General features: G+C 29.5%; 19 protein-coding genes. 2 read left to right on the top strand and 17 right to left on the bottom strand.

All coding sequences use genetic code 11. From position 1 onward, the window contains the following. Positions 1-1,500 (top strand): lipopolysaccharide biosynthesis protein, encoded by a 1,500-nt coding sequence (locus ACY2RX_RS13110; RefSeq protein WP_490104431.1) that lies wholly within the window; start codon positions 1-3, stop codon positions 1,498-1,500. Here ACY2RX_RS13110 and ACY2RX_RS13105 read toward each other — a convergent pair. The 11 genes from ACY2RX_RS13105 to ACY2RX_RS13055 all read right to left on the bottom strand — a co-directional run bounded on the left by ACY2RX_RS13105 (position 1,491) and on the right by ACY2RX_RS13055 (position 11,267). Next, entirely contained in the window at positions 1,491-1,799 is a 309-nt protein-coding gene (locus tag ACY2RX_RS13105) for a DUF6122 family protein (RefSeq protein ID WP_490104430.1), read from the bottom strand. The two genes, ACY2RX_RS13110 and ACY2RX_RS13105, sit on opposite strands and share 10 nt — an antisense overlap. A gap of 139 nt (positions 1,800-1,938) precedes the next feature. Beyond that, positions 1,939-2,514 (bottom strand): Crp/Fnr family transcriptional regulator, encoded by a 576-nt coding sequence (locus tag ACY2RX_RS13100; RefSeq protein ID WP_490104429.1) that lies wholly within the window; start codon positions 2,512-2,514, stop codon positions 1,939-1,941. Between the two features lie 78 nt (positions 2,515-2,592). Continuing rightward, positions 2,593-3,195, bottom strand: coding sequence for a WbqC family protein (locus tag ACY2RX_RS13095; RefSeq protein ID WP_490104428.1), 603 nt, complete (start codon positions 3,193-3,195; stop codon positions 2,593-2,595). A 74-nt stretch (positions 3,196-3,269) separates the two neighbouring features. Continuing rightward, a complete protein-coding gene (gene lepB / locus ACY2RX_RS13090) occupies positions 3,270-4,967 on the bottom strand; it encodes a signal peptidase I (RefSeq protein WP_490104427.1) in 1,698 nt (565 codons plus the stop codon). 123 nt (positions 4,968-5,090) lie between these two features. After that, complete coding sequence (gene dapB, locus ACY2RX_RS13085) at positions 5,091-5,792, bottom strand: 4-hydroxy-tetrahydrodipicolinate reductase (RefSeq protein WP_490104426.1); 702 nt, start codon at positions 5,790-5,792, stop codon at positions 5,091-5,093. Position 5,793: 1 nt separating this feature from the next. Further along, positions 5,794-6,333, bottom strand: coding sequence for a DUF5683 domain-containing protein (locus ACY2RX_RS13080; protein ID WP_490104425.1), 540 nt, complete (start codon positions 6,331-6,333; stop codon positions 5,794-5,796). 54 nt (positions 6,334-6,387) lie between these two features. Then, a complete protein-coding gene (locus ACY2RX_RS13075; protein ID WP_490104424.1) occupies positions 6,388-7,272 on the bottom strand; it encodes a ParB/RepB/Spo0J family partition protein in 885 nt (294 codons plus the stop codon). Between the two features lies 1 nt (position 7,273). Then, complete coding sequence (locus ACY2RX_RS13070; RefSeq protein WP_490104423.1) at positions 7,274-8,038, bottom strand: ParA family protein; 765 nt, start codon at positions 8,036-8,038, stop codon at positions 7,274-7,276. A 193-nt stretch (positions 8,039-8,231) separates the two neighbouring features. Next, on the bottom strand, positions 8,232-9,692 hold the full coding sequence (locus tag ACY2RX_RS13065) for an aminoacyl-histidine dipeptidase (RefSeq protein ID WP_490104422.1): 1,461 nt from the start codon (positions 9,690-9,692) through the stop codon (positions 8,232-8,234). A 28-nt stretch (positions 9,693-9,720) separates the two neighbouring features. Further along, positions 9,721-10,353 carry an NAD(P)H-dependent oxidoreductase gene (locus ACY2RX_RS13060; protein WP_490104421.1) on the bottom strand — a complete coding sequence of 211 codons (633 nt, stop codon included), beginning with the start codon at positions 10,351-10,353 and terminating at the stop codon, positions 9,721-9,723. Positions 10,354-10,439: 86 nt separating this feature from the next. Further along, positions 10,440-11,267: a peroxiredoxin family protein gene (locus ACY2RX_RS13055; protein WP_490104420.1), complete on the bottom strand. Its 828-nt coding sequence runs from the start codon at positions 11,265-11,267 to the stop codon at positions 10,440-10,442. Between the two features lie 3 nt (positions 11,268-11,270). Between ACY2RX_RS13055 and ACY2RX_RS13050 the strand changes: the two genes are divergently transcribed. Then, positions 11,271-12,593, top strand: a complete 1,323-nt coding sequence (locus ACY2RX_RS13050; protein ID WP_490104419.1) for a DUF2851 family protein — start codon at positions 11,271-11,273, stop codon at positions 12,591-12,593. 34 nt (positions 12,594-12,627) lie between these two features. On the opposite strand, the gene ACY2RX_RS13045 is transcribed toward ACY2RX_RS13050, so the two are convergent. The 6 genes from ACY2RX_RS13045 to ACY2RX_RS13020 all read right to left on the bottom strand — a co-directional run bounded on the left by ACY2RX_RS13045 (position 12,628) and on the right by ACY2RX_RS13020 (position 23,905). Next, positions 12,628-15,078, bottom strand: coding sequence for a zinc-dependent metalloprotease (locus tag ACY2RX_RS13045; RefSeq protein ID WP_490104418.1), 2,451 nt, complete (start codon positions 15,076-15,078; stop codon positions 12,628-12,630). Positions 15,079-15,216: 138 nt separating this feature from the next. Continuing rightward, complete coding sequence (locus tag ACY2RX_RS13040) at positions 15,217-15,933, bottom strand: YebC/PmpR family DNA-binding transcriptional regulator (RefSeq protein WP_490104417.1); 717 nt, start codon at positions 15,931-15,933, stop codon at positions 15,217-15,219. 190 nt (positions 15,934-16,123) lie between these two features. Next, positions 16,124-17,311, bottom strand: coding sequence for an acetate/propionate family kinase (locus ACY2RX_RS13035; protein WP_490104416.1), 1,188 nt, complete (start codon positions 17,309-17,311; stop codon positions 16,124-16,126). Between the two features lie 2 nt (positions 17,312-17,313). Then, positions 17,314-19,407, bottom strand: a complete 2,094-nt coding sequence (gene pta / locus ACY2RX_RS13030; RefSeq protein WP_490104415.1) for a phosphate acetyltransferase — start codon at positions 19,405-19,407, stop codon at positions 17,314-17,316. 99 nt (positions 19,408-19,506) lie between these two features. After that, positions 19,507-21,135, bottom strand: coding sequence for an acyl-CoA carboxylase subunit beta (locus ACY2RX_RS13025; protein WP_490104414.1), 1,629 nt, complete (start codon positions 21,133-21,135; stop codon positions 19,507-19,509). Between the two features lie 172 nt (positions 21,136-21,307). After that, positions 21,308-23,905: a T9SS type B sorting domain-containing protein gene (locus tag ACY2RX_RS13020; protein WP_490104413.1), complete on the bottom strand. Its 2,598-nt coding sequence runs from the start codon at positions 23,903-23,905 to the stop codon at positions 21,308-21,310. Positions 23,906-23,977: the final 72 nt, after the last annotated feature.

Below are 23,977 nucleotides of genomic sequence, written 5' to 3'. Positions count from 1 at the left end.
ATGGGAATTGTATTTAAACAATCTTTAAAAAACACGCTTTTTATTTACTTAGGTTTTGCCTTTGGTGGCATAAATACCTTGTTTTTGTACACTCGTTTTTTAGAAGAGGATTACTATGGTTTAGTTACATTTTTATTATCTACATCAAACTTGTTAATGCCCTTAATTGCATTAGGAATTCATCATACAATTGTAAAGTTTTTTTCTAGCTATTTTACTAAAAAAGAAAAAGATAAATTTTTGTCTTCTGTGCTTTTTTTGCCGTTAATAGTTGCAATACCAATAGCGTATTTTGGCAATATTTTTTATCAAGAAATAGGAGATTATTTATCGGTAGAAAATCCAATAATTAAAAACTACACATTTGTTATTTATTTAATTGCGGTTGCTTGCGCGTATTTCGAAATTTTTTATGCTTGGGCAAAAGTTCAATTTCAATCTGTTTTTGGTAATATTTTAAAAGAACTTTGGAATAGAGTTGTAGTAATGATTTTGTTATTTGCTGTGTATTTTGAGGTAATTACCAAACCAGAATTTATCTATTATTTAACAGGCGCATATTTTTTAAGAATGTTTGTAATGATGTTCTATGCTTTTAAATTGTATCTACCAAAAATTACATTTACTAGACCAGAAAATTTTAAAGAAGTACTTCGTTTTTCTGGTTATATAATTTTAGCAGGTAGTGCAGGAGCTATTATTTTAGATATCGATAAATTTATGATTCCTGGTAAAGAATCTTTAGCAAAAGCGGCTTATTATTCTGTTGCTGTTTTTATTGGTTCTTTTATAGAGGCGCCAAGTAGAGCTATGTTAAATATTTTACAACCTTTAACCTCTAAAACGTTAAACGAAAAAAATCATAAAGAAGTGGCTTCTTTGTATAAAAAGAGTTCTATTAATTTATTATTAATTAGCGGCTTTTTCTTCATATTAATCAATGCAAATGTGATACAATTGTTTAAGTTGTTGCCAGAAAAATATGCTGGAGGAGTTTTGGTTGTTTTTATGATTTCTTTATTAAAATTATATAATGGTTTTTTAGGAAATAACGGAGCCATAATTAACAATTCTAAATTTTATAAAATTACTTTGCCAATTAGTGTTTCTATGGCGTTATCAGTTTATTTTTTGAATAAACTATTTTATTATAAACTAGATATGGGAACAGATGGTTTGGCGTTAGCAACATTAATGGTTATTTTTTCTGCAAATACTTTTAAATTGTTTTTTGTGAAACGTAAATTTTCTATAACTCCTTTTACAAATAAATCATTTAAATTGATTTTAATAATTGCTATTTTATATGCCGCATTTTCTTTTTGGGATTTCCCTATAAACGATATTTATTTTAATGTATTTCAATGGAAAATTCCTATTCATCCCATCATAAATATCATCTTAAAAAGTATGATAATTATTCCGGTTTATTTATATTTAATTTTTAAATTAAATATCTCTCAAGAATTGAGTAATCTTTTTAAAAAGTATTACAAATAACAATCAACAAAATCAGTAATCATATGAAATAATAAAGCTATACATATGATTCTTGTTTTTGTGAAAAATAAACCGATACCATAAAAACCTATTGCAAGGCAAGAATGTAATGGGTGAAAATTAATACTACATCTATTTTTATCAAAAATAGGATTTGCAAATAAATGATCTAAATCTACCAACATAGAAAGAACAAATATTAGATAAACAATTTTCCATTTATCTTTAAACAATAAAAGTGAAATTATTAAAGGAACAATAAAATGTAACCCGTAATGTATAATGAATTTTGTGACCATAAATAAAAAAAAAGGCTTATTTTTAAATAAGCCTTTATAAAATAAATTGTTATGTAACAATAAATTTGGGGGAAATAATACACTACAAAGGTATACCTTTATGGTATAATTTAACTTAACATATGTTAATCAAATTTAATTATTTTGAGTAAATTTCTTTTCGAATTCTACTTAACTGAACCGGACTTATGTTTAAGTACGAAGCAATATGATACTGCTGTATTAGGTTTTCTATATTCGGAATTTGCTTCTTTAATTTTAAGTACCTTTCTGTTGCGTTTAAAACCGATAAGTCGTAGATTTTAGATTCTAAAACTAAAAATATTTTTTCAAGAATTGAAGCATAAAAATTAGAGAGTGCTCTATCTTTTGCAATTATTTTTTTTAAATCTTCAAAGTTAATGGCATACAATTCGCAATCTGTTAAACAATCGTAAGATAATGTAGCGGTTTTTTTTGAAACCAATGCTCCTAAAGCACCAGAAGTTTTAAATGGTACAAATAAGTGTCTTATATATTCTTTTCCTTTGTCATCAATGTAAAAAGACCTAGCAACACCCGTTTTAATAATATAGATATCTTTAGGTATATCACCCGTTTTTATGATACTATCTCCTTTTTTAAATGCTTTAAGTCTTATTAAGGGCAATAATTTTCTTATAGATTTTTTTGGAACATCATCTATATTATCAACAAAATCTAATAAAAATTTCATAAAAAACTTTTTACCCTTCATAAAAAGGAGTGTTTTTTAAGGGGGGATTAAATTGGTTATAAAGTTAACGAAATTTTTTTACAAGTAGCTAATTGCATTTGGGCCTTCCATAAAAAGTAAATCTAAAATAGATAAATTTTGTATAAATCCGTGTTTATCATCAAACATTTGAATGTACTTTTCAAAGTCTTTTTTAGGTTGATTTTTTACGTCTGAAAGATGTCTAAAATCATTTTTACGAATCTCAACTTCGTATTCTTTTGTTCTAGAAAAATTAGACGTGAATTGTAAAGCATCAGAAATAAATAAAAAAGTATCAATATTTACATCTTGTAAAAAGGTGTATTTTTTTGTAAAAATAGGCATTAAATCATCTTCATAAAATTCATAAAAAGGTGAATTTCTGTAAGCGTTTTGTAAAGATTTTAGATGTTGTTCTTGCCAATTATAATCACTATCAACCAACAAATCTTTTGTTTTTTTACGTTGTAAAGTGCCTTTGTTTTTATTTTTTACAGGAATATTTAATAACTGTTTTCCGTTAGAATTATAAATATAACATCTATTTCTATAACTCTGTTTCTGAAAATTATCATCCATTTCAAAAACAACTTCTTCTGCTTTTATGATTTCTGAATATTGAGAAATAGGAGAGAAGTAAGTAGGTATAAATAATGACATTTTTTCAGTATTCAGTATTCAGTATTCAGTATTCAGAAAGTATCTAACTGAAAACTGAGATTGTAACCTGTATACTATTTTTTAACTTTCTTTCCTTTATAAAAACTGTAACCAATATATAAAGCGATTAAAGCAAAAACTAAATATCTGTAAGAAACGGGTTCTCCACTTCCGCCAACGGTTGTAAACATTCTGTCCCAACGAATAGATTTTAATTTTGCGCCAAAAGTTGGTGCATCTGCATCCCAACTAAACCAAACCATAACAGGTTTTCCTAAAACATGATCAAAAGGAACATAGCCCCAATAACGCGCATCTAAAGAATTGTGTCTGTTGTCACCTACCAACCAAAAATAATCTTGTTTAAAAGTGTAAGAGTTTGCTTTTTTACCATTAATATAGATATTTTCTCCAACAACTTGTAAATCGTTATTTTCATAATTCTTGATAATTTGCTCGTAAAAAGGCAAAGATTCTGAATCTATTTTTACGGTAACTCCTGCTTTAGGTATATAAATAGGACCAAAGTTATCTTGGCTCCATCCTAACTTTTCTACGTGAGGAAAAATTGCGTTGTCTGCTCTGTGATTTATTTTTGTTACAGATGCTGTTAAAGAATGTTTTTGTAAACGAGCAACTTCTTCATCTGTTAAATTTATATTGATTTTATTATCAACAGAAACCATTTTTAAACGTTTTGCAAAATTTGGATTGATACCACCTGCAACTTCTGTATATAAAGAATCTGAATCAATTTTAGACAAGCTTCCGTTCTTTTTAATTGCTTCTTGTACTTTAGGGTTATTCCAATATTCACTTAAAATTTTATATACACCAGTTCTTTCTTTATCAATTAAAAACTTAGGAAATGTGTTTCTGTCAATTGTTTTTTTAGCTTCATAAGTATAAAAGAACTGCAATTTGGCTCTGTCTGGTAAAACATTCTTTTTTCCATTGATGTAGAAATAACCATTTCTCATTTCAATAGAATCTCCAGCAATACCCACACAACGTTTTACATAGTTGGTTTTTTTATCAACAGGTTTGTAGGTAAATTTTCCAGAAGTATCTCCCCACATTGTAGCCAAAGTATCTGCAGGCCAATTAAAACAGACAATATCGTTGTTTTTAATTTTCTGCAAACCTGGTAAACGTGTATAAGGTAATTGTGGTTTTTTTAAATAAGAAGCAGTTCCTGTAAATGGCAAAGAATCATGAACCATTGGTGCAGCAATAACTGTTGATGGAATTCTAGCTCCATAGTGAAATTTACTTACAAATAAATAATCGCCCACCAATAAAGATTTTTCTAAAGAGGATGTTGGTATGGTAAAAGGTTGCATAAAATAAGTATGTACCAAAGTTGCAGCAATAATTGCAAAAGCAATAGAACTTACCCACTCACCAAGTTCAGAACGAGGTTTTAAACTTCTTTCTGCATTGTATTTTGCATCAGTTGCATAATTAATATAAAAAATATACAAACCTAAAGTTGCAATTACTAAAAAAGAGTCTAGTTTTTTATAGAACCCAAAAGTTCTGATGGTTTCTATCCAAATAACAGGAAACATTAACAAGTTTACGATTGGAATAAAAAGTAAAATAATCCACCATTTTGGTCTGTTAATGATTTGCATTAAAACAATTCCGTTATAAATAGGAATTGCAGCTTCCCAAGCTTTTCTACCAGCTTTTACATAGAGTTTCCAAGTTCCTAAAAAATGAATTACTTGTACTGCTAAAAAAAAGATAAACCACTGTGTAAATGTCATAATTGTATTTTTCTTGTCAGGTCGAGCGCAGTCGAGACCTTAATAATAAAAACCTCTCGACTGCGCTCGAGGAGACATATTTATTCGAAATTAGATAACTTTTGTTCTCTAATGTTACCGTTTTTAACGGATGTTTAACACATCTTTCATAGAGAAAACTCCTTTTTTTCCAAGAATCCATTCTGCAGCAACAACGGCTCCTAAAGCAAAACCTTTTCTGCTATGAGCAGTATGTTTAATTTCTATAGAATCTACTTCAGAATTGTACCAAACTGTATGTGTGCCAGGAATTTCAGGAATTCTTTTTGCCACAATTGGTATATTTTCTTCAGATGTTACATCACCTAATTCCCAATTATTTTTAGAAGAATTTTCAATAATTCCTTCAGCTAAAGTAATTGCTGTTCCACTTGGTGCATCTAATTTTTTTGTATGATGAATTTCTTCCATAGAAATAGTATAATCTTCTAGGTTGCTCATCATTTTTGCCAATTGTTTGTTCAGTTCAAAAAAGATATTTACACCCAAACTATAATTTGATGCATAAATAAATGCGCTATTTTTTTCTTTACATAAAGCAACAGCATCCTCATATTTATCTAACCAACCAGTTGTGCCAGAAATAACAGGAACGTTATTTTTGATGCAATTGGTAATGTTATTATATGCTGATGAAGGAACGCTAAAATCGATAGCTACATCTGCCAAAGTAATGTCTATAATATCATCAACATCTTTTCTGATTACAATTTTATGTCCGCGAGAAAGTGCAATTTTTTCAATCTCTTTTCCCATTCTACCATAACCTAATAGTGCAATCTTCATTTTAAAAATTATATTTAATTGTTAATCCTACTTTTGGTGCTTCAAACAGCATTGGGTCGTTAACAAAAGTAGGTTTAAAAGATAAATTATCATCGGTATTAAATTGTAATAAATGTGCGTTAACACTGGCTTCTACAATTTGTAAAACATAAATAATTATACCAGATAATAAAGACATATCTCTATTTTCTTTTAATTGATTTTGGGCTCTTTCTAAAGTTTCTAAAGAAAGAATTTGAGTTCCATCTGCATTGGTAAATTCATCTTTAAGTCCACTTTTTCTTAAAGTATATGCTCTTCTGTAGCGTTTGTAATTGCTATTGTTAGTTAGATAATAGTAAGTAGGAACAGCCATTGCTGCCCAAACTATTGGAGCTTTCCAGTATTTTTTGTTATAAATTTGTCCCATTCCAGGGAAAATAGCTGAATAAAATGCAGCTTTAGAAGGCGCTAAAGGATTGTAAACTCCACCTTTTTCTATTTTAATATCACCCTTAATTTTTACTCCTTTAACATTTACAGAATCTTTTTGACCTAGCATAGTAACAGAGAAAAATCCGAGAAAAAAAACAAATATGATTTTTTTAAAAAACACTTATTTTAATAAGTTTTTTATACGATTAAAATCTTCTTTAGAATGAAAAGGAATAGAAATCTTACCTTTGCCATTATTACCAACAGTAACATTTATTTTATGACCAAAGTACTTGCTAATATCTTTAATACTAGATTTTATATAAGCGGGAACTTGTTTTTTATTTGGTTTTTTTACAACGCCAGATTTTAACGTTTTTACCAATTCTTCAGTTTGTCTTACCGATAATTTTTCTCGTAAAATCTTTTCGTAAATAGCAAGTTGATCTTCTGTATTTTCTACATTAATCATTGCACGACCATGTCCCATAGAAATAAAACCATCACGCATACCTGTTTGTAAAATTGGATCTAATTTTAATAAGCGTAAATAATTGGTAACTGTAGAACGTTTTTTACCAACTCTTGTACTAAGTTCTTCTTGCGTTAGTTGAATTTCATCAATTAAACGCTGATAAGACAAAGCAACTTCTATTGGGTCTAAACTTTTACGTTGTATGTTTTCGACCAAAGCCATTTCTAGCATTTCTTGGTCGTTGGCAATTCTTATATAAGCAGGTACTGTTGTATTACCTATTAATTTTGATGCTCTAAATCTGCGCTCACCAGAAACTAATTGAAATTTATTGCCTTCTAATTTTCTTACTGTAATTGGCTGAATTACACCTAATTCTTTAATAGAACTTGCTAATTCTCTTAGAGCTTCTTCATCAAAATAAGTTCTTGGTTGATAGGGGTTTACATCAATAGAGCTTAATTCTATTTCTATAATATTACCCACAACTTTATCTGCATTTTTGTCGGATGCAGAATTAATGTTAGAAGATTCTTTTAACAAAGCAGATAATCCTCTTCCTAAAGCCTGTTTCTTAGTTGCTTTTGCCATTTTATGAATTCTTTTTTAATAATTCTTGTGCCAAATTTAAGTAATTTATAGCACCTTTACTGGTAGCATCGTAAGCAATTATACTTTCGCCATAACTTGGTGCTTCTCCTAAACGTGTATTTCTGCGGATAATTGTATCGAAAACCATACTAGAAAAATGTTTTCTAACTTCGTCAACTACTTGGTTAGAAAGGCGTAAACGAGAATCGAACATTGTTAAGAGTAAGCCTTCTATATCTAATTCTGAATTGTGAATATTCTGAACACTTTTTATGGTATTTAATAATTTTCCTAAACCTTCTAATGCAAAATACTCACATTGAATTGGGATGATTACAGAATCTGCAGCAACTAAAGAATTTAAGGTGATTAATCCTAATGAAGGCGCGCAATCTATCAAGATATAATCATAATCATTTTTTATTTCAGCTAAAGATTTTTTTAGCATATACTCTCTGTCTTGTTTGTCTACCAATTCAATTTCTATGGCAACTAAATCTATATGGGCAGGTATTATATCTACGTTTGGAGATGCTGTTTTTACAACGGTATCTTTTGCAGCAATTGTATGTTCTAAAACTTGATAAGTGCCATATTCAACAGACTCAACATCAATGCCTAAACCAGAAGAAGCATTTGCTTGCGGGTCTGCATCTATAAGCAAAACTCGTTTTTCTAAAACACCTAAAGAAGCTGCTAAATTAACACTTGTTGTTGTTTTACCAACTCCTCCTTTTTGATTTGCAATAGCAATTATTTTACCCATTATTAACGTTGTCTTTCTAAGTAGTAAAATTACATTTTTTTCTGTTTTTAAAAAGTGAAAGATGTTAACAAAAATGTAAATTTATAAAAAACTATAAATCAATGCGTTATGTTTTATTTTTTAAAGTTTTTAAACAAATTGATGTATAAAAAAACCGAAGTAAAAACTTCGGTTTTAAACCTCTATTTATGATTTATTTCTTTGGAGTGTTCTTTAAAATTTCTAGTAAAAATTTCCAGAATTTTTGAGTTGATGAAATTTGTGCTCTTTCATCAGGAGAATGCGCTCCTTTAATGTTAGGTCCAAAAGAAACCATATCCATTTTTGGATAATTTTGTCCTAAAATTCCACATTCTAAACCCGCATGACAAGCAGCAACATTTGCTTTTTCTCCGTGTAATTTTTCGTATAAATTGGCAACAATATCTAAAATTTCTGAATTCACATTTGGCTGCCAACCAGGATATGAACCAGAAAATTCGACCTCAAAATCAGCCAATTCAAAAGCAGATTTTAAAGAATTTGCTAAATCCATTTTATTACTTTCTGATGATGAACGTGTTAAACAACCTATTTTAATTTGCCCACCTTTTACAATAACTCTAGCAATATTATTAGAAGTTTCTACCAGTCCATCAATATCTGGACTCATTCTATACACGCCATTTAAAGCTGCATAAACTGATTTTAATAAGCCTTTTTGAGTTTCTAAATTCATCACCATTTTTGGTGAACTAGTTTCATTAATTTCTATAGATAAATTCGGTTCTAATGTTAAAAACTCTTGTTTTATTTTGTTAATAAGTGTGTTTGTATTGGAAAGAAAACCTTCTTTAGAATCTGAGTTAATTGTAACAATAGCAAAGCTTTCACGCGGAATTGCATTGCGCAAACTACCGCCATTAATTTCAGAAATTTGTAACTCAAAGTTTGTAAAACCATCAAACAAAATTCTATTCATTATTTTGTTGGCATTTCCTAAACCTTTAATAATATCCATTCCAGAATGACCTCCATTTAAGCCTTTTACAGAAATTGCAAATGCAGTTGTATTTTTTGGAGCATCTTCTTCAGAATAACTTTTAGTGGCAGTAATATCTATTCCGCCAGCACAACCCATTCCTATTTCATCATCTTCTTCAGTATCTAAGTTTAGTAAAATATCACCTTTTAAAATGCCACCTTCTAAACCCATTGCGCCTGTCATTCCTGTTTCTTCATCAATCGTAAAAAGGGCTTCAATATTTGGATGTTGAATTTCATCAGAAGCTAAAATTGCCATAATTGCTGCAACTCCTAAACCATTATCTGCGCCTAAAGTTGTGCCATCTGCGCTAACCCAATCACCATCAACAATCATTTTAATTCCTTCTTTATCAAAGTCGAAAATTGTATCAGAATTTTTTTGATGTACCATATCTAAATGGCTTTGTAAAACAACAGTTTTTCTGTCTTCAAAACCCTTTGTGGCTGGTTTTGTGATGATAACATTGCCAACTTTATCTACTAAAGTTTTTAGGTTTAATTTTTTGCCAAAATCTACCATAAACTGAATAACACGTTCTTCTTTTTTTGAAGGACGAGGAACTGCATTTAAATCTGCAAAGTGATTCCACACAACTTTTGGCTCTAAATTTCTTACTGCTTTACTCATTTTGTTGAATTATTTTTATGCTATAAATTTAATTGATTTCTATGACACTTTCTTTAGTTTCTTTCCTAACTTTTGTTAAATCTTTCAAATAACAATCTTCTGCTCTAAAACCAACTGGTAAAACTAAAACCGATTGTAAATTATTTTCGGATAAATTTAAAATTTCATCATATTTTTCAGGAATAAAACCTTCCATAGGACAAGCATCAATTTTTTCTACAGCACAAACCGTTAATAAGTTGCCTAAGGCAATATAGGCTTGGTTTTTATTCCAGAGAAATAATTCTTCTTGCGATTTTTTTTCTATTTCTGTTGCTAAAAACTCCTTAAAAGGATTGATGATTTCATCTGGAGTTTTTCTAATTTTCTGAATTAAATTAAAGTAGTTTTTTACTTCTTCTGTAGTGAAATTTTTAGGTACACAAATTACTAAGACGTGAGAAGCTTGCTCAACCTGAGGTTGATTCCAGCTATGTTCAACTAATTCTTTTTGAAGTTTTTTATTGTTGATGACAACCAACTTTAAAGGCTGTAAACCATAAGAAGTTGCCGTTAAATTAAAAGCTTCTTTTAAAGTATTTATTTGCGATTTTGAAAGCTGTTTTTCTGAATCGAATTTTTTAACGGCATAACGCCATTTTAGGCTATCAATAATATTCATTTATTTTGTTTTGATGTGCAAAAATACATCAAAAAAATATGTCGAAAAATAAAGAAGCTATTCTAAAAATTGATGATTCTATCAATTTATTCTTTATAATTATCTATAATTTTTAAGAACGTTTCTGGCTCTGGTCTAACTCTATAATTATCAGTTAAATCTGCAAAAATAATTGTGTTATTTTTATCAGTAATGATTACTGTTGGCAATACAACATCAGCGTTATAACCCAAAACTTGAAAGCCTGTTGGCAATCCATTTTTGTAAAAAATGTTTAATTCTTTTGCCATTTTGTTATCAACATCCACTAAAAAATGAAACGGAACGTTGTGTTTTTTTACTAAATTTTCTGTAAATTTATGAGGCTGAGAACTTATTAAAACCATATCAACATTTCTTTTTTCTAGCTCTTTGTATTTATAAACTACCTCTTTAATTTGCGCCATACAAAGTGGGCACCAATTGCCTCTGTAAAATAAAAATATTTTAAAATCACCTTTTAAAGAAGAAGTGTTAATGGTTTCTTTTTTACTGTTTTCTAACGTAAAATTTTTAAGTTTTTTACCAACTTCTAATATCGTTTTATTTCTATTATTAAATGAAGAATACCATTTTAAATAAGCTAACCATCCAAGAATAATAAGCGTGTTTAATAGTAAAGTATCTCTGTTAAAATCAAATAAAGACAACAGAAAACTTATCAATATAAAAAAAGAATATGGAGCTAAATTTTTGGTGGTTCTAGCCACAGGTTTAATAAATAACATTAAAAAGAAAACAATTACCGATAAAGAAGAAATAAGTAAACTTATGTTTCCTAAAGTATAATATGCCTTGATAATTGTTTTTATAAAAATAAATAAAGCAAAAACTGGAAATACGCTTATAAAAAGTGATTTTAAAATATTTTTCATAAATTGATAGTCGATAAAGAAAAAGCTAAATTACAAGATTTATTATTTGCTATGAAAGAAGATTTTTTACATTATTTATGGAAATATCAATTGTTTTCTATTCGAGATTTAAAAACCACAAAAGACGAAGACTTAGTTGTTTTAAAATCAGGACTTCACAATCAAAATTCAGGTCCCGATTTTTTAAATGCTCAAATTAAAATTGATGACCAACTTTGGGTAGGTAATGTAGAAATTCATTTAAAATCTTCAGATTGGTATGCACATAATCATCAAGTTGATAAAAATTATGATGCTATTATTTTACACATTGTTTGGGAAGATGACGCCACCGTTTTTATGAAAAACAATAAAGCATTACCCACTTTAATTTTAAAAGATTTTGTGTTGATTTCTGCTTTAAAAAATTATCGAAATTTATTTTCTAAACAACAACGTTGGATACCTTGCGAAAAGGAGATTTGTACCATTGATGAGTTTACTTTAGAAAATTGGAAAGAGCGTTTGTTTTTTGAAAGATTAGAACGAAAGTCTGACGAAATGCGAACACTTTTACAAACAAATCAGAATGATTTTGAAGCTGTTTTGTTTCAATTATTAGCCAAGAATTTTGGGTTAAAAGTAAATGGAGAAGCATTTTTAAATTTGGCAAAATCTATCGATTTTTTAGTGCTAAGAAAAGTTAGATTTAATGAAAGTCAATTAACAAGTTTACTCTTTGGTCAGGCTGGTTTTTTAGAAGAAATTGTTGAAGATGAATATTATAAAAAATTAAAAAAAGAATACAACTATTTAAAGCATAAATATCGATTACAATCAATTTCTAAAAATAATTTTTCATTTTTTAGAATGCGCCCTAATAATTTTCCTACCATTAGAATTGCCCAATTTGTGGCACTGTATCATCAACATCAAAACTTGTTTTCTAAAATGATGAAAATTGACAATTTAAATGCTTTTTATGAGTTGTTTAAAGTAACCGTAAATCCATTTTGGAAAACGCATTATACGTTTGAAAAAACATCAAAATCATCATCCAAAAAACTAACAAAAGCTTTTGTTGATTTGTTGTTGATGAATACCATAATTCCGCTAAAGTTTTTATATCAAAAGAGTAGAAAAGAACTCAATGAAAATGAGTTTTTAGCAATTCTTCAAAAAATAAAACCAGAAAAAAATAGTATTATTTCTAAGTTTGATGCGATTGGAATTAAAGTTAAAAATGGCTTTGAAACCCAAGCTTTATTAGAACTTAAAAATAATTATTGCGCAAAGAAACAATGTTTGCAATGCGCAATAGGAATTAAGATTTTAAGAAAATCATAAACAGATTCCTGTCTTTTTAGCAAAGACAATTATATTATTTATTAGGCTCTAAAATAGCATCGATTCTAGCAACAATATCTTTATAATGGTATTTTGTAATAGTGTTTACAGCTCTTTTACTTGCGTTATTTACTAAATATTTTAAGGTTGATAATTCTCCTCTTGCAATAGAATATACATCAGAATCTTTAGATTTTTTATCATTTAAAAGTGCTTTAACTCTTTCTATATAAGCTTTTTGTAAATTTCTTCTATAAACATCTACATTTTTTGTGATGTTTACTTCAGAGAAAATTCCTCTTCGTAAATCGCGCATCATTTCGTAAGCGGAATATGTTTTTGAGTCTAAGGTCTTGGCATCAATCATTCTTTTTATTTTTGATGAGTTTAATAAACTATACAAAAACCTATTTTGATAACGCAACATTTTATCAGAATAACCAGCTTCATCAATTTTATTTAAAATGTTTTTATCTAACAACCAACTCTGAGTTTTAAAAGCATTTTTTTGCATCCAAATCATAGCTTTTTTTTGCTTTGTTTTAGACATTGGTTTGTAAACGTTTCCTGCCTGATTGGGTTTTTTGTTATTCTCAAAAACACCCCCAATATTGCTAGAAACGTGCCCAACATATCTGCCCCAAACACTTAATAATTCGCCATATAATTCACTTAAATCATCATAATTGTTGGTTTGATTTGAGGCCCAATTTGGTAAATTTTTAGCAACAATTTTTAAGTTTTTTACGCCGTAAGTACTTGCTTTTACGTGGTCATTTCCAATATCTTCAGTTTGCGATGCTGGGTCAAAACCACCTCTTCTTTGAAAACCGAATTTATAGATAGGATTGTCGCCTTTTTTTTCAATCCATTTATCTAAAGTTTTTACTTCATCTTCAGGAGTATTTGCAGTTGGAATTACTCTATATCCCCAATTGATAGCGTAATGATCATAAGGTCCTAATTGTCTTACAAAACGGATGTTTTTATCACCTGGTTGTGCTACATAATTGTAACGAGCATAATCCATAATTGTAGCTGCAATTCCGTTTTTTTGAGTAAAACTTCCAGAACGTAAAGAATCTACTGGATATGCATAACTTGCAGCCATATTATGAGGCAAACCTAAAGCGTGACCAACTTCGTGAGAAATTACCATTCGCATCATTTCGCCAATTTCTTCAGCAGGAGTATCTAAAGTTCTTGCTGCAGGATTTGCAGCTCCTGTTTCTAATAAATATCTGTTTCTGTAAGAGCGTAAATGATTGTGATACCAAATAATATCACTTTCAATAATTTCTCCAGAACGTGGGTCAGAAACACTTGGGCCCATTGCATTTCTTGTAGTGCTTGCTACATATCTAATAGATGAATAACGAATATCTTCCATACTAAAATCTGGATCTTCTTTTTTTGTTGGCGGCATTTTAGCCATTATTGCATTTTTAAAACCAGCAGTTTCAAATACTTTTTGCCAATCATCTACCCCTTGTTTTATGAATTTTCTCAATTTTTTTGGAGTAGCAGGATCTAAATAATACACAATTGGTTTTTTAGGTGCTACCAATTCGCCTCTTTTATAAGCGTCTAAATCTTTAGGTTCTAATCGCCAACGTCTAATATATCTTTTGTCATCTGCTTTTAAAGCTTCTGAGCTATAATCTACATTACCTACAGAAAAATAACCCACTCTTTTATCGTAAATTCTTGGCATCATTGGTTTTTCTGGTAATAAAATCATAGATTGATTGATGCGTATTGTAATCGTATTTGTGCTTTTGTTGCTTGGTGGTGCAGCAGCATCAAAAGTAAAATCTTGTACAACTTCTATGTTTTTTGGAAAACTTTTTATAGCGTTGATGAAACTTCTTGATGCGTCTAACTTTCTAACTTTATAGGTTTTTCTAAAGGAAGAGGGTAAACCAGAAATTGCTTTTACATCTGATGAAAAGAATTTGGTGACATCAACCAAAACTGCAGTAGAATCTGCATTTTGAGTTTTAACATCAAAAGAATAAATAATGGGTTCTAAATTGTTAGATTTTACAGATTTATAAATAGGTAAAGAATCGTTTGCAACTGCATTGTACGACTTTACTTTTAGTAAAATTTTGTTTTTAAAATGTTCCCAAATAACTATTTGCGTGTTTACTTTAGAACCTGCATTTACATAACCACCAACTAAACCAGCAGGAATGTCTTTTAGCCTCGTAACCAACAACATTTCTTTACCTAAATATGATTTAGGAATTTCGTAGATGTATTTATTTTTTGAAAAATGTACTTTAAATAAACCATCATCCGTTTTTGTTTTTTTATTTACAAAATCTGAATATTTTGCAGTTTTACTTTTTTTAGATGGTTGTTTTGTAAGTTCTTTTTTACGCTTCTTTTTTCTTTTTTTAAGAACTCTTCCGCTTTGAGCAATTGCTTCTGATGGAAAAATAAAAGCTACTAATAGTGAAAAAATGAATAGTTTTTTCATAATAAAATAAATGTTGATTAGTTGACATCTAATTTATAAAAAGCAAAGCTATTTGTTTTAATTTTTTTGTTAAATCCTTCTTAACAAAAAAAGCCTAAGATTAAACATTTTAGGCTTTTAGAATATATTTTTGTTTGCTTACATTTCCATAGAGTGATAAACATTTTGAACATCTTCATCTTCTTCTAAGCGTTCTAATAATTTTTCTACATCTGCTTGTTGCTCTTCATTTAGTTTGGTTGTTGTAGTTGGTATTCTTTCAAAACCAGATGATAAAATTTCTACATTATTTTCTTCAAAGAAAGCTTGTATTGCACCAAATTGTTCAAAAGGAGCATAAATAATGATGCCTTCTTCGTCATCAAAAACTTCCTCTACTTCAAAATCTATGAGTTCTAATTCAAGTTCTTCCATATCCATAGTAATATCTTCCTTTTTTACGGTAAAATTACAAGTATGGTCGAACATAAAAACCACAGAACCAGAAGTTCCTAAATTTCCATCGCATTTATTAAAAGAAGCTCTAACATTGGCAACTGTTCTGTTGTTGTTATCGGTTGCAGTTTCTAATAAAATTGCCACTCCATGAGGAGCATAGCCTTCAAAAAGTACTTCTTTATAATTGGCTGTGTCTTTGTCTGTTGCTTTTTTAATGGCGCGTGCAACATTGTCTTTTGGCATATTTGCAGCCTTCGCATTTTGAATTACTGCGCGCAAACGAGAATTTGTTTCAGGATTTGGACCTCCTTCTTTTACAGCCATCACAATATCTTTACCAATTCTGGTAAAGGTTTTTGCCATTGCTGACCAACGTTTCATTTTTCTTGCTTTCCTGAACTCAAATGCTCTACCCATTTCTAATGATTTTTTTTATTTTAATGCTTACAAATGTAAAAATTAGACTTTGTTTTTACAATTATTAATGAGATGTTTTATAAGATTGATAAATAACTACGAATTCACGAATCTATTTTTAAAACGAACAATACGCTTCAAATTCTAAACTTGAAGCGTATTGTTCTATTAGTAAATTGTTGTAATTATTTTACTTTAAAAGCTGATACGATTGTTTTGCAATTTCAATTTCTTCGTTTGTAGGAATTACTAAAATTTTTACTTTGGCATTTTCTTTTTGAATTTCTCTAATTTCTTTAGAACGGATTTTGTTTTGTTCTAAGTCTAAATCGATTCCTAAAAAGTTTAAGTTTTTACAAGATAATTTACGCATTACATCAGAGTTTTCTCCAATTCCGGCAGTAAAAACAATAGCGTCTAAACCATTTAAGGCAGCCGTATAAGAACCAATATATTTACGAATTCTATACGCAGCTATGCTCAATGCATTTTGGCAATTTTTATCGCCTTTATTTGCGTTATCTTCTATTTCTCTTAAATCAGAAAAGCCTGTTAAACCTTTCATTCCAGATTCTTTTTGAAGTAAATTGTTAACTTCATCAATAGATTTATTGAGTTTTTTTATCAAAAAGAAAATTACAGATTGATCTATATCTCCAGAACGAGTTCCCATAACCAAACCATTCATAGGTCCAAAACCAAGTGAGTTTTCAACACTTTTTCCGTTTTTAATGGCAGACATACTGCAACCATTTCCTAAGTGAATGGTGATAATTTTTTTTGATTTTTCTTTTCCTAAATATTCGATTGCTTTTTCGGAAACGTATTTATGACTTGTGCCATGAAAACCATAAGCTCTAATATTGTGGTCTTCTAAATAAGAATTAGGAATTGCATATTGATAAGCCTCTTTTGGCATCGTTTGATGAAAAGCGGTATCGAAAATTGCAATTTGTTTTGCGGATGTAAAAATAGTTTCGGCAATTTCTATTCCTGTTAAATTTGCAGGGTTGTGCAAAGGAGCCAAATCAAACAAATCTCTAATACTATCTTTAACTTCTTGGTTTACAATTACAGTTTTACTGAATTTGCTTCCACCGTGAACAACTCTATGTCCAACAGCTTTAATTTCATTTACAGAATTGATAACACCAATTTTTGCATCCATTAAAGTATTTGCAATCTTTTTTAAACCGATTTTATGATTTAAAATGGGTAGAATTTCAGAATGCTTTTCCCCCTTTTTTTCGTGTGTAAAAATGGTATCATTCATACCAATTCTTTCTACCAAACCAACACATTTTACAGTTTGACTTGGCATTTCTATTAATTGATATTTTAATGAAGAAGAACCAGCATTTAAAACTAAAATATTCATATTTATTCTTGATTTGCTTGAATTGCAGTTAATAAAACGGTGTTAAAAATATCGTCTACAGTACAGCCTCTACTTAAATCGTTTACAGGTTTGTTTAAGCCTTGTAACATTGGACCAATGGCTAAAGCACCAGTTTCTCTTTGTATAGCTTTGTAGGTGTTGTTCCCTGTATTTAAATCAGGAAAAATTAAAACAGAAGCTTGCCCTGCAACTTTAGAGTCTGGCATTTTTGTTTTTGCAACAGACATATCTACAGCTGCGTCATATTGAATGGGTCCTTCAATTTTTAAATCTGGTTTTTTAGCTTTTACAATTTCTGTTGCTTTTCTCACTTTTTCTACTTCTTCTCCTTTTCCTGAGCTTCCAGAAGAATAAGAAAGCATTGCAACTTTAGCTTCTATACCAAAAGCTTCTGCAGAATGTGCTGAAGAAATTGCTATTTCTGCTAACTGTTCTGCATTTGGGTTTGGGTTTACAGCACAGTCTCCCATTACAGAAACTCTATCAGACAAACACATAAAGAATACTGATGAAACTACAGAAACTCCTGGTTTTGTTTTAATTAGCTGTAAAGATGGCTTTATGGTGTGCATTGTTGTATGTACAGCACCAGAAACCATACCGTCTGCTAAACCATTCATAATCATTAAAGTTCCGTAATAAGAAACATCATGTACTAAATCTTTAGCAGTTGTTTCTGTCATTCCTTTGTGTTTTCGAGCTTCATATAATGTTTTCGCAAAATCATTATTATGAATCGAATTTTCTGGGTTTAGAATATTTATTTTATCTAAATTGATTTGTATACCAATTTGATTACATTTTAATTGTATGGTATCTCTATCTCCTAATAAGGTTAAATCTACAATATCTAATAATTGCAAACGTGCTGCAGCTCTAATAATTCTTTCATCATTACCTTCTGGTAAAACAATGTGTTTTTTATTTGTTCGTGCTTTTTGCAACAAGTTGTATTGAAACATACTTGGTGTTAACCTGTCTGATTGATAGGATGTTAATGTATTTGCTAAACCTTCTGCATTAACATATTTATCAAAAGTATCTAAAGAAAGTAAAATCTTTTTAGAATGCGTTGCGTAGATTTTAGATTTTACAAAACCAATTTTGTTAGAGACTTCAAAAGTTCCGCCATCAACACAAATAATGGGTACTGTAGATTGTACACCTTCTATTAGTTTGATGATTGAATCTTCGGGAGTTAATGAACCTGTTAAAATGATTCCTGATATTTTTGGATAATTACTTGATGCATTTGCTTGTAAAGCGCCAAGAATAATATCGGCTCTATCTCCAGGAGTAACTACTAAAGAGTTTTCTTTGATTCTTGTTAAATAGTTTCGCAATTGCATTGCACCTGTGCTATAACTACCAATGGCATTGTCTAAAAATTGTTCTCCGAATAAAACGCGTCCTTTTAAAGCTTGCACCACTTCTTTAACAGTTGGGTTTGCTAAAAAATCTACTTTAGGAATAATATCTATCTGTAATTTTTTAGGAAAACTTTTTTTAAGCTTCTTTTGAATATATTCTATTTCGTTCGTGTCAATTTTATTAGCTACAATACCTATAACATCAACTTCTTTATTAATAAAAGAGTTGTACGTTAATTGCATTGTATTTATAAAATCTTTCTTTTTTTTGCCATTACCAGAACCCACAATTAAAGCAGGAATATTTAAATTTTTTGCAATGGTTAAGTTTACGTCTAATTCTGTAAAACCACCTTGACCAGAAAAATCTGTACCTTCTACCAAAACATAATCGTATTTGGCTTCTAGTTTTTTATATTTTTTGATAACATTATGTATAACATCATCTCCTTTACCTTCACTTAAAAGTTCTACAACTTCATTTTGTTTATAGGCATAACAATCGTTATATTCTTGATCTAAATTAAAGAAATCTAGCGCTGTTTTTGTATGATTATCAAATTGACTTTCTGTAGTTTCATTAATAATGGGTCTAAAGTATCCTACTTTAGAAGATTTGGTAAGCATCATTCTTAAAAGACCTAATGATACCAAAGATTTACCACTGTCAGATTCTGTTGTGGCAATATAAATAGCTTTACTCATTGTTTAAAAAAAAATTCTCGGCAAAAGTACGATATAAAGCAACTCTTGAATATGATAATAGTCATTATTTTTTATAAAAAAATAATGACTAAAAAATATTTAAACTTGCAATACTCCCATATTGAATTTTTTCTCAATTGGAGCATGGTTTGCAGCCTCAATTCCCATAGAAATCCACGTTCTTGTTTCTAGTGGATTTATAACAGCGTCTGTCCAAATTCTTGCAGCAGCATAATAAGGAGATATTTGATTATCATATCGCGATTTTATTTTATCAAATAACTCAGCTTCTTTTTCTGGGGTAATTTCTTCTCCACGTTTTTTTAGTGATGCAGTTTCTATTTGTAATAAAACTTTTGCAGCAGAATTCCCACTCATCACTGCTAATTCTGCACTTGGCCACGCAACAATTAATCTTGGGTCATAAGCTTTACCACACATTGCATAATTTCCTGCTCCGTAAGAATTACCAATAACAATGGTAAATTTAGGAACTGTAGAATTACTGACTGCATTCACCATTTTTGCACCATCTTTTATAATGCCTCCGTGTTCAGATTTACTGCCAACCATAAAACCAGTAACGTCTTGTAAGAATACTAACGGAATTTTCTTTTGATTACAATTGGCAATAAAACGTGTTGATTTATCTGCTGAGTCATTATAAATAACGCCACCAAATTGCATTTCGCCTTTTTTAGTTTTAACCAATTTTCGTTGATTGGCAACAATACCAACTGCCCAACCATCAATTCTAGCATAACCTGTAATTATTGTTTTTCCATATTCTTCTTTGTATTGTTCAAACTCAGAGTTATCTACCAAACGTTTTATTATTTCTAGCATATCATATTGCGCATTTCTTTCTTTCGGAAGAATGCCAAAGATGTCTTCTTCATTTTCTTTTGGCGGAAAAGCTTCTTTTTTACTAAAACCAGCTTGGTCGTCATCACCAATTTTATCTACAATAAATTTTATTTTATCTAAAGCATCTTTATCGTCTTTAGCTTTGTAATCGGTTACTCCAGAAATCTCACAATGTGTGGTTGCGCCACCAAGAGTTTCATTGTCAATACTTTCTCCAATGGCAGCTTTTACTAAATAACTTCCTGCAAGAAAAATACTTGCAGTTTTATCTACAATTAGAGCTTCATCACTCATAATTGGTAAATATGCGCCACCTGCAACACAGCTTCCCATAATGGCAGAAATTTGTGTAATTCCCATACTGCTCATTACAGCATTGTTTCTAAAAATACGACCAAAGTGTTCTTTATCAGGGAAAATTTCATCCTGCAATGGCAGATAAACTCCTGCAGAATCTACCAAATAAATAATTGGTAATTTATTTTCTATAGCTATTTCTTGTGCACGTAAATTTTTTTTTCCTGTAATTGGAAACCAAGCTCCTGCTTTTACAGTTGCATCGTTTGCAACTACAATACATTGCTTGCCGCTAACGTATCCTATTTTTACGACTACGCCACCAGAAGGACAGCCACCATATTCTGCATACATATCTTCGCCAGCAAATGTACCAATTTCTATGGATTTTGAGTTGGTGTCTAAAAGATAATCAATTCTTTCTCTTGCTGTCATTTTACCTTTAGCGTGATGTTTGTCTATTCTTTTTTGACCACCGCCCAATTTAACTTTAGCAAAACGTTTGCGTAAATCTGATACTAATAATTTATTATAATCTTCGTTTTTATTGAAGTTTAAATCCATAGGAATTCATTTCTTATTTTGCGCTAAATTAAGAAATATTATTATGAAAGTCTATAATTGGCATTTGACAATTATGGTAAACCCATATTTTTATATTTTGGTACAGATTCACGAATTTTTCTCATTAAATACGAGAAATATAATTGTTACCAATAAAAGTTTTTTAGTTTTTTTATTTATCAATAAGAGAGAAATGACCTTTTTTGTTGATGGGGGTTTTACTAGTATTTGCAGGAATTAATTGAACGCTAAACCAATAATCATCTTCAGGTAGTTTTTTAGCTTTGTAAGTCCCATTCCAACCTTGGCTATCAATATCAACTTCTGCAAGGAGTTTACCAAATCTGTTAAAAATGTAGATTTTACTTTTAGGATAAAAAGTTTTTGTGGCTCCTATAATTTTCCACGTATCATTTTTTCCATCGTCATTTGGTGTAAAAAAATCTGGAAATTCTAAAACAGAAACTTTTAATTCAGAATCTACAACACACAAACGTTTATGTCTTGTAATTATGGTATATATTCCACCTGTTAAATTGTTGAAAATAGTTTCGTTTTGAAAATTTCTAATAATTGTCCCAGCATTATTTTTTAAAGCAAATTCATATTCATCAAAAATATTATTTTTATTAATTATTTTGATAGAAAAACTTGGGTTTAAACTATTAGATTCATCAGTAATTTCAACTTGATTTTCTTTTAAAGTAACACCTCTGTAATCTTTAATTTCAAATTTCTTGGTTTTAGAACAAGTAATTGTTTCTGTTTTTAAGGCAGTTACAGAATAAATGCCTGTGGTAAAAATATCAAATTGATTTGTATTTGATGTTTTTAATAAGTTGCCATTTTCATCTCTTAACTCATAAGTATAATTATCTTTTGAGTTTTCTATGTTAAGCTTTAATGGAATTTCACCTAAACATAAAAATTGAGAGTTTGTAATTGTAAAGTCTGGTATCTTATTTACTTTAAGGTAAATTTGTCCAATACCAACACAATTGTTATTAATTTTGCTAGTTAGTTTGTAGTAAATTGGAAAGCGACTATTAGAAGTGTTAGGTATATTTTTGTTTCTGTATTTAGAAATGTCTTGTTTCTGACTTTCAGCAATATCATTTACAGACCTTGTTCTGTCATTCTCAGTTTCGTAAAACTCTATTTTAATATCAGAATCTGTTGATATATTTGCTGGAGCGCTACTAAAATCAAAAAACGTTATTCCATCTGTTTCTGAGTTTTGACTCGTATTTTTACCATCTTTGTCTAGAAGGTCATCACAAGCAAAAAAAGTTTCTTTATAAGGTTCATTAGGAGCATAACTTACTATTAAATTAATTTTTGAAATACGAGAACAATTAAATTTAGAAATCGTTTTTACCCAAGTTTCTCCTTGAGTGTCAACAAAAAAAGCAGTTGGGTCTTTAATTAATTTTTTTCCAAGTTTGGCGTCATTTTCTGTAGGATAGTACTCAAATTTCTCATTTAAATAATTGCTTGAAACGTTCTTTTCAGATAAAGTAAGATTAAAAGTAGTTTGTTTATTTGGGTTTGTATGGCATTGTTTTAAAGTAACAGAATTATTTACAGTTGGCAATTCTGCAACAGTTAATTCTAAAGTCTTGCTGGCATCAAAACAAGTATTATCATTTTTTTCAACTCTAATAAATACAGTTTGTGTTTTAGTAACTGTAAAATTTGAGTTTTTATCAATAGCATCTTTAGTTTTATTAGTTTTTGCTCCGTTTAAAGTTGTGTGGTAAGATATTGAGTATTCAGAGTCCTTTAAAGCTCCTAAAATTTCTTTGTCTTTAGTGTTTAAAATAAAATTAGTAATCCCATCTGTATCTGTACCTCCAGTTAAATCATCACAAACAATTAAAGGACTGGGCTGTTGTATAACAGGCATTTTGTTAACGGTTAAGTTAAAGCTAGTAGTTGAAAAACATTCTGAAAGTTTGTTTGTAAGTCTAACATATATTTTTTGAGGATTAACAGTGTTTTTAAAATCGGAAGGTTTTATTATTTTGTTTGTGTTTGTTAATGCATCGTTATTTGAAGTATGATATGTAACTTCTACATCTGGTTGTCCGTTTAATAAACTACTTTCATAAGTTTTTAAATTAAAAGAAAAAGAATTGTCGTCAACTCCATCTGTATCACAATCTTCTAAATCATAACTTTTGCCAATAGAAGGAAGAGTTACTTTTGGTTGATCAAAAAAAGTTGCGGTACCAATCCAATCTAATTTAAAATTACTACTACCAATAGGTCTATCTATTACAATAAAATAGGAATCATTATCATTAGTAGTGAGCCACTTTACAAAACTATCTCCATCAGGCCCAGGACCTTCGCTAGTATCTGTACTAGTTCCATTCATTCCTGTTAAATTGTTAGATTGTCCTGCTCCAGAAGGATTCGTGGTAGAACAACGAATTGCATTTCCAATACTTCCACAATTAACATTTGGACCAAAAACAAAAAAATCAAAATCGATACCAATATCAGTGTTGGTAGTTCCATCAGATAAAGTTGGAGTTAAAATAAACCCTAAAGTTCCTCCTTTTTTTATGTTTACTTTAAACCATAAGCTATTATTTTCTTCACTACTACAAGTATTAGAACCTATTAGTTCTTGTGTACCCACACCAGTAGCGTTTAAATCACTAAAATTACTGCTACCACAAACAATTAGAGCATCTTTACAATCATTTTGAGAAAACATTAAAATGGATTGTAAAAGAAAAAATAGTAAGAGGATTTTTTTCATTTTTACGAGAAGATTTTTTTTAGTTAAAAAAGTTTAAGAATCTTATTTGCTATAAAGATTGATAATTTTAAA

This window comes from Polaribacter sp. 2405UD43-2 (assembly GCF_058147125.1).
The sequence above is the reverse complement of the archived record's forward strand: the minus strand, read 5'-3'. Positions and strand labels throughout refer to the sequence as shown.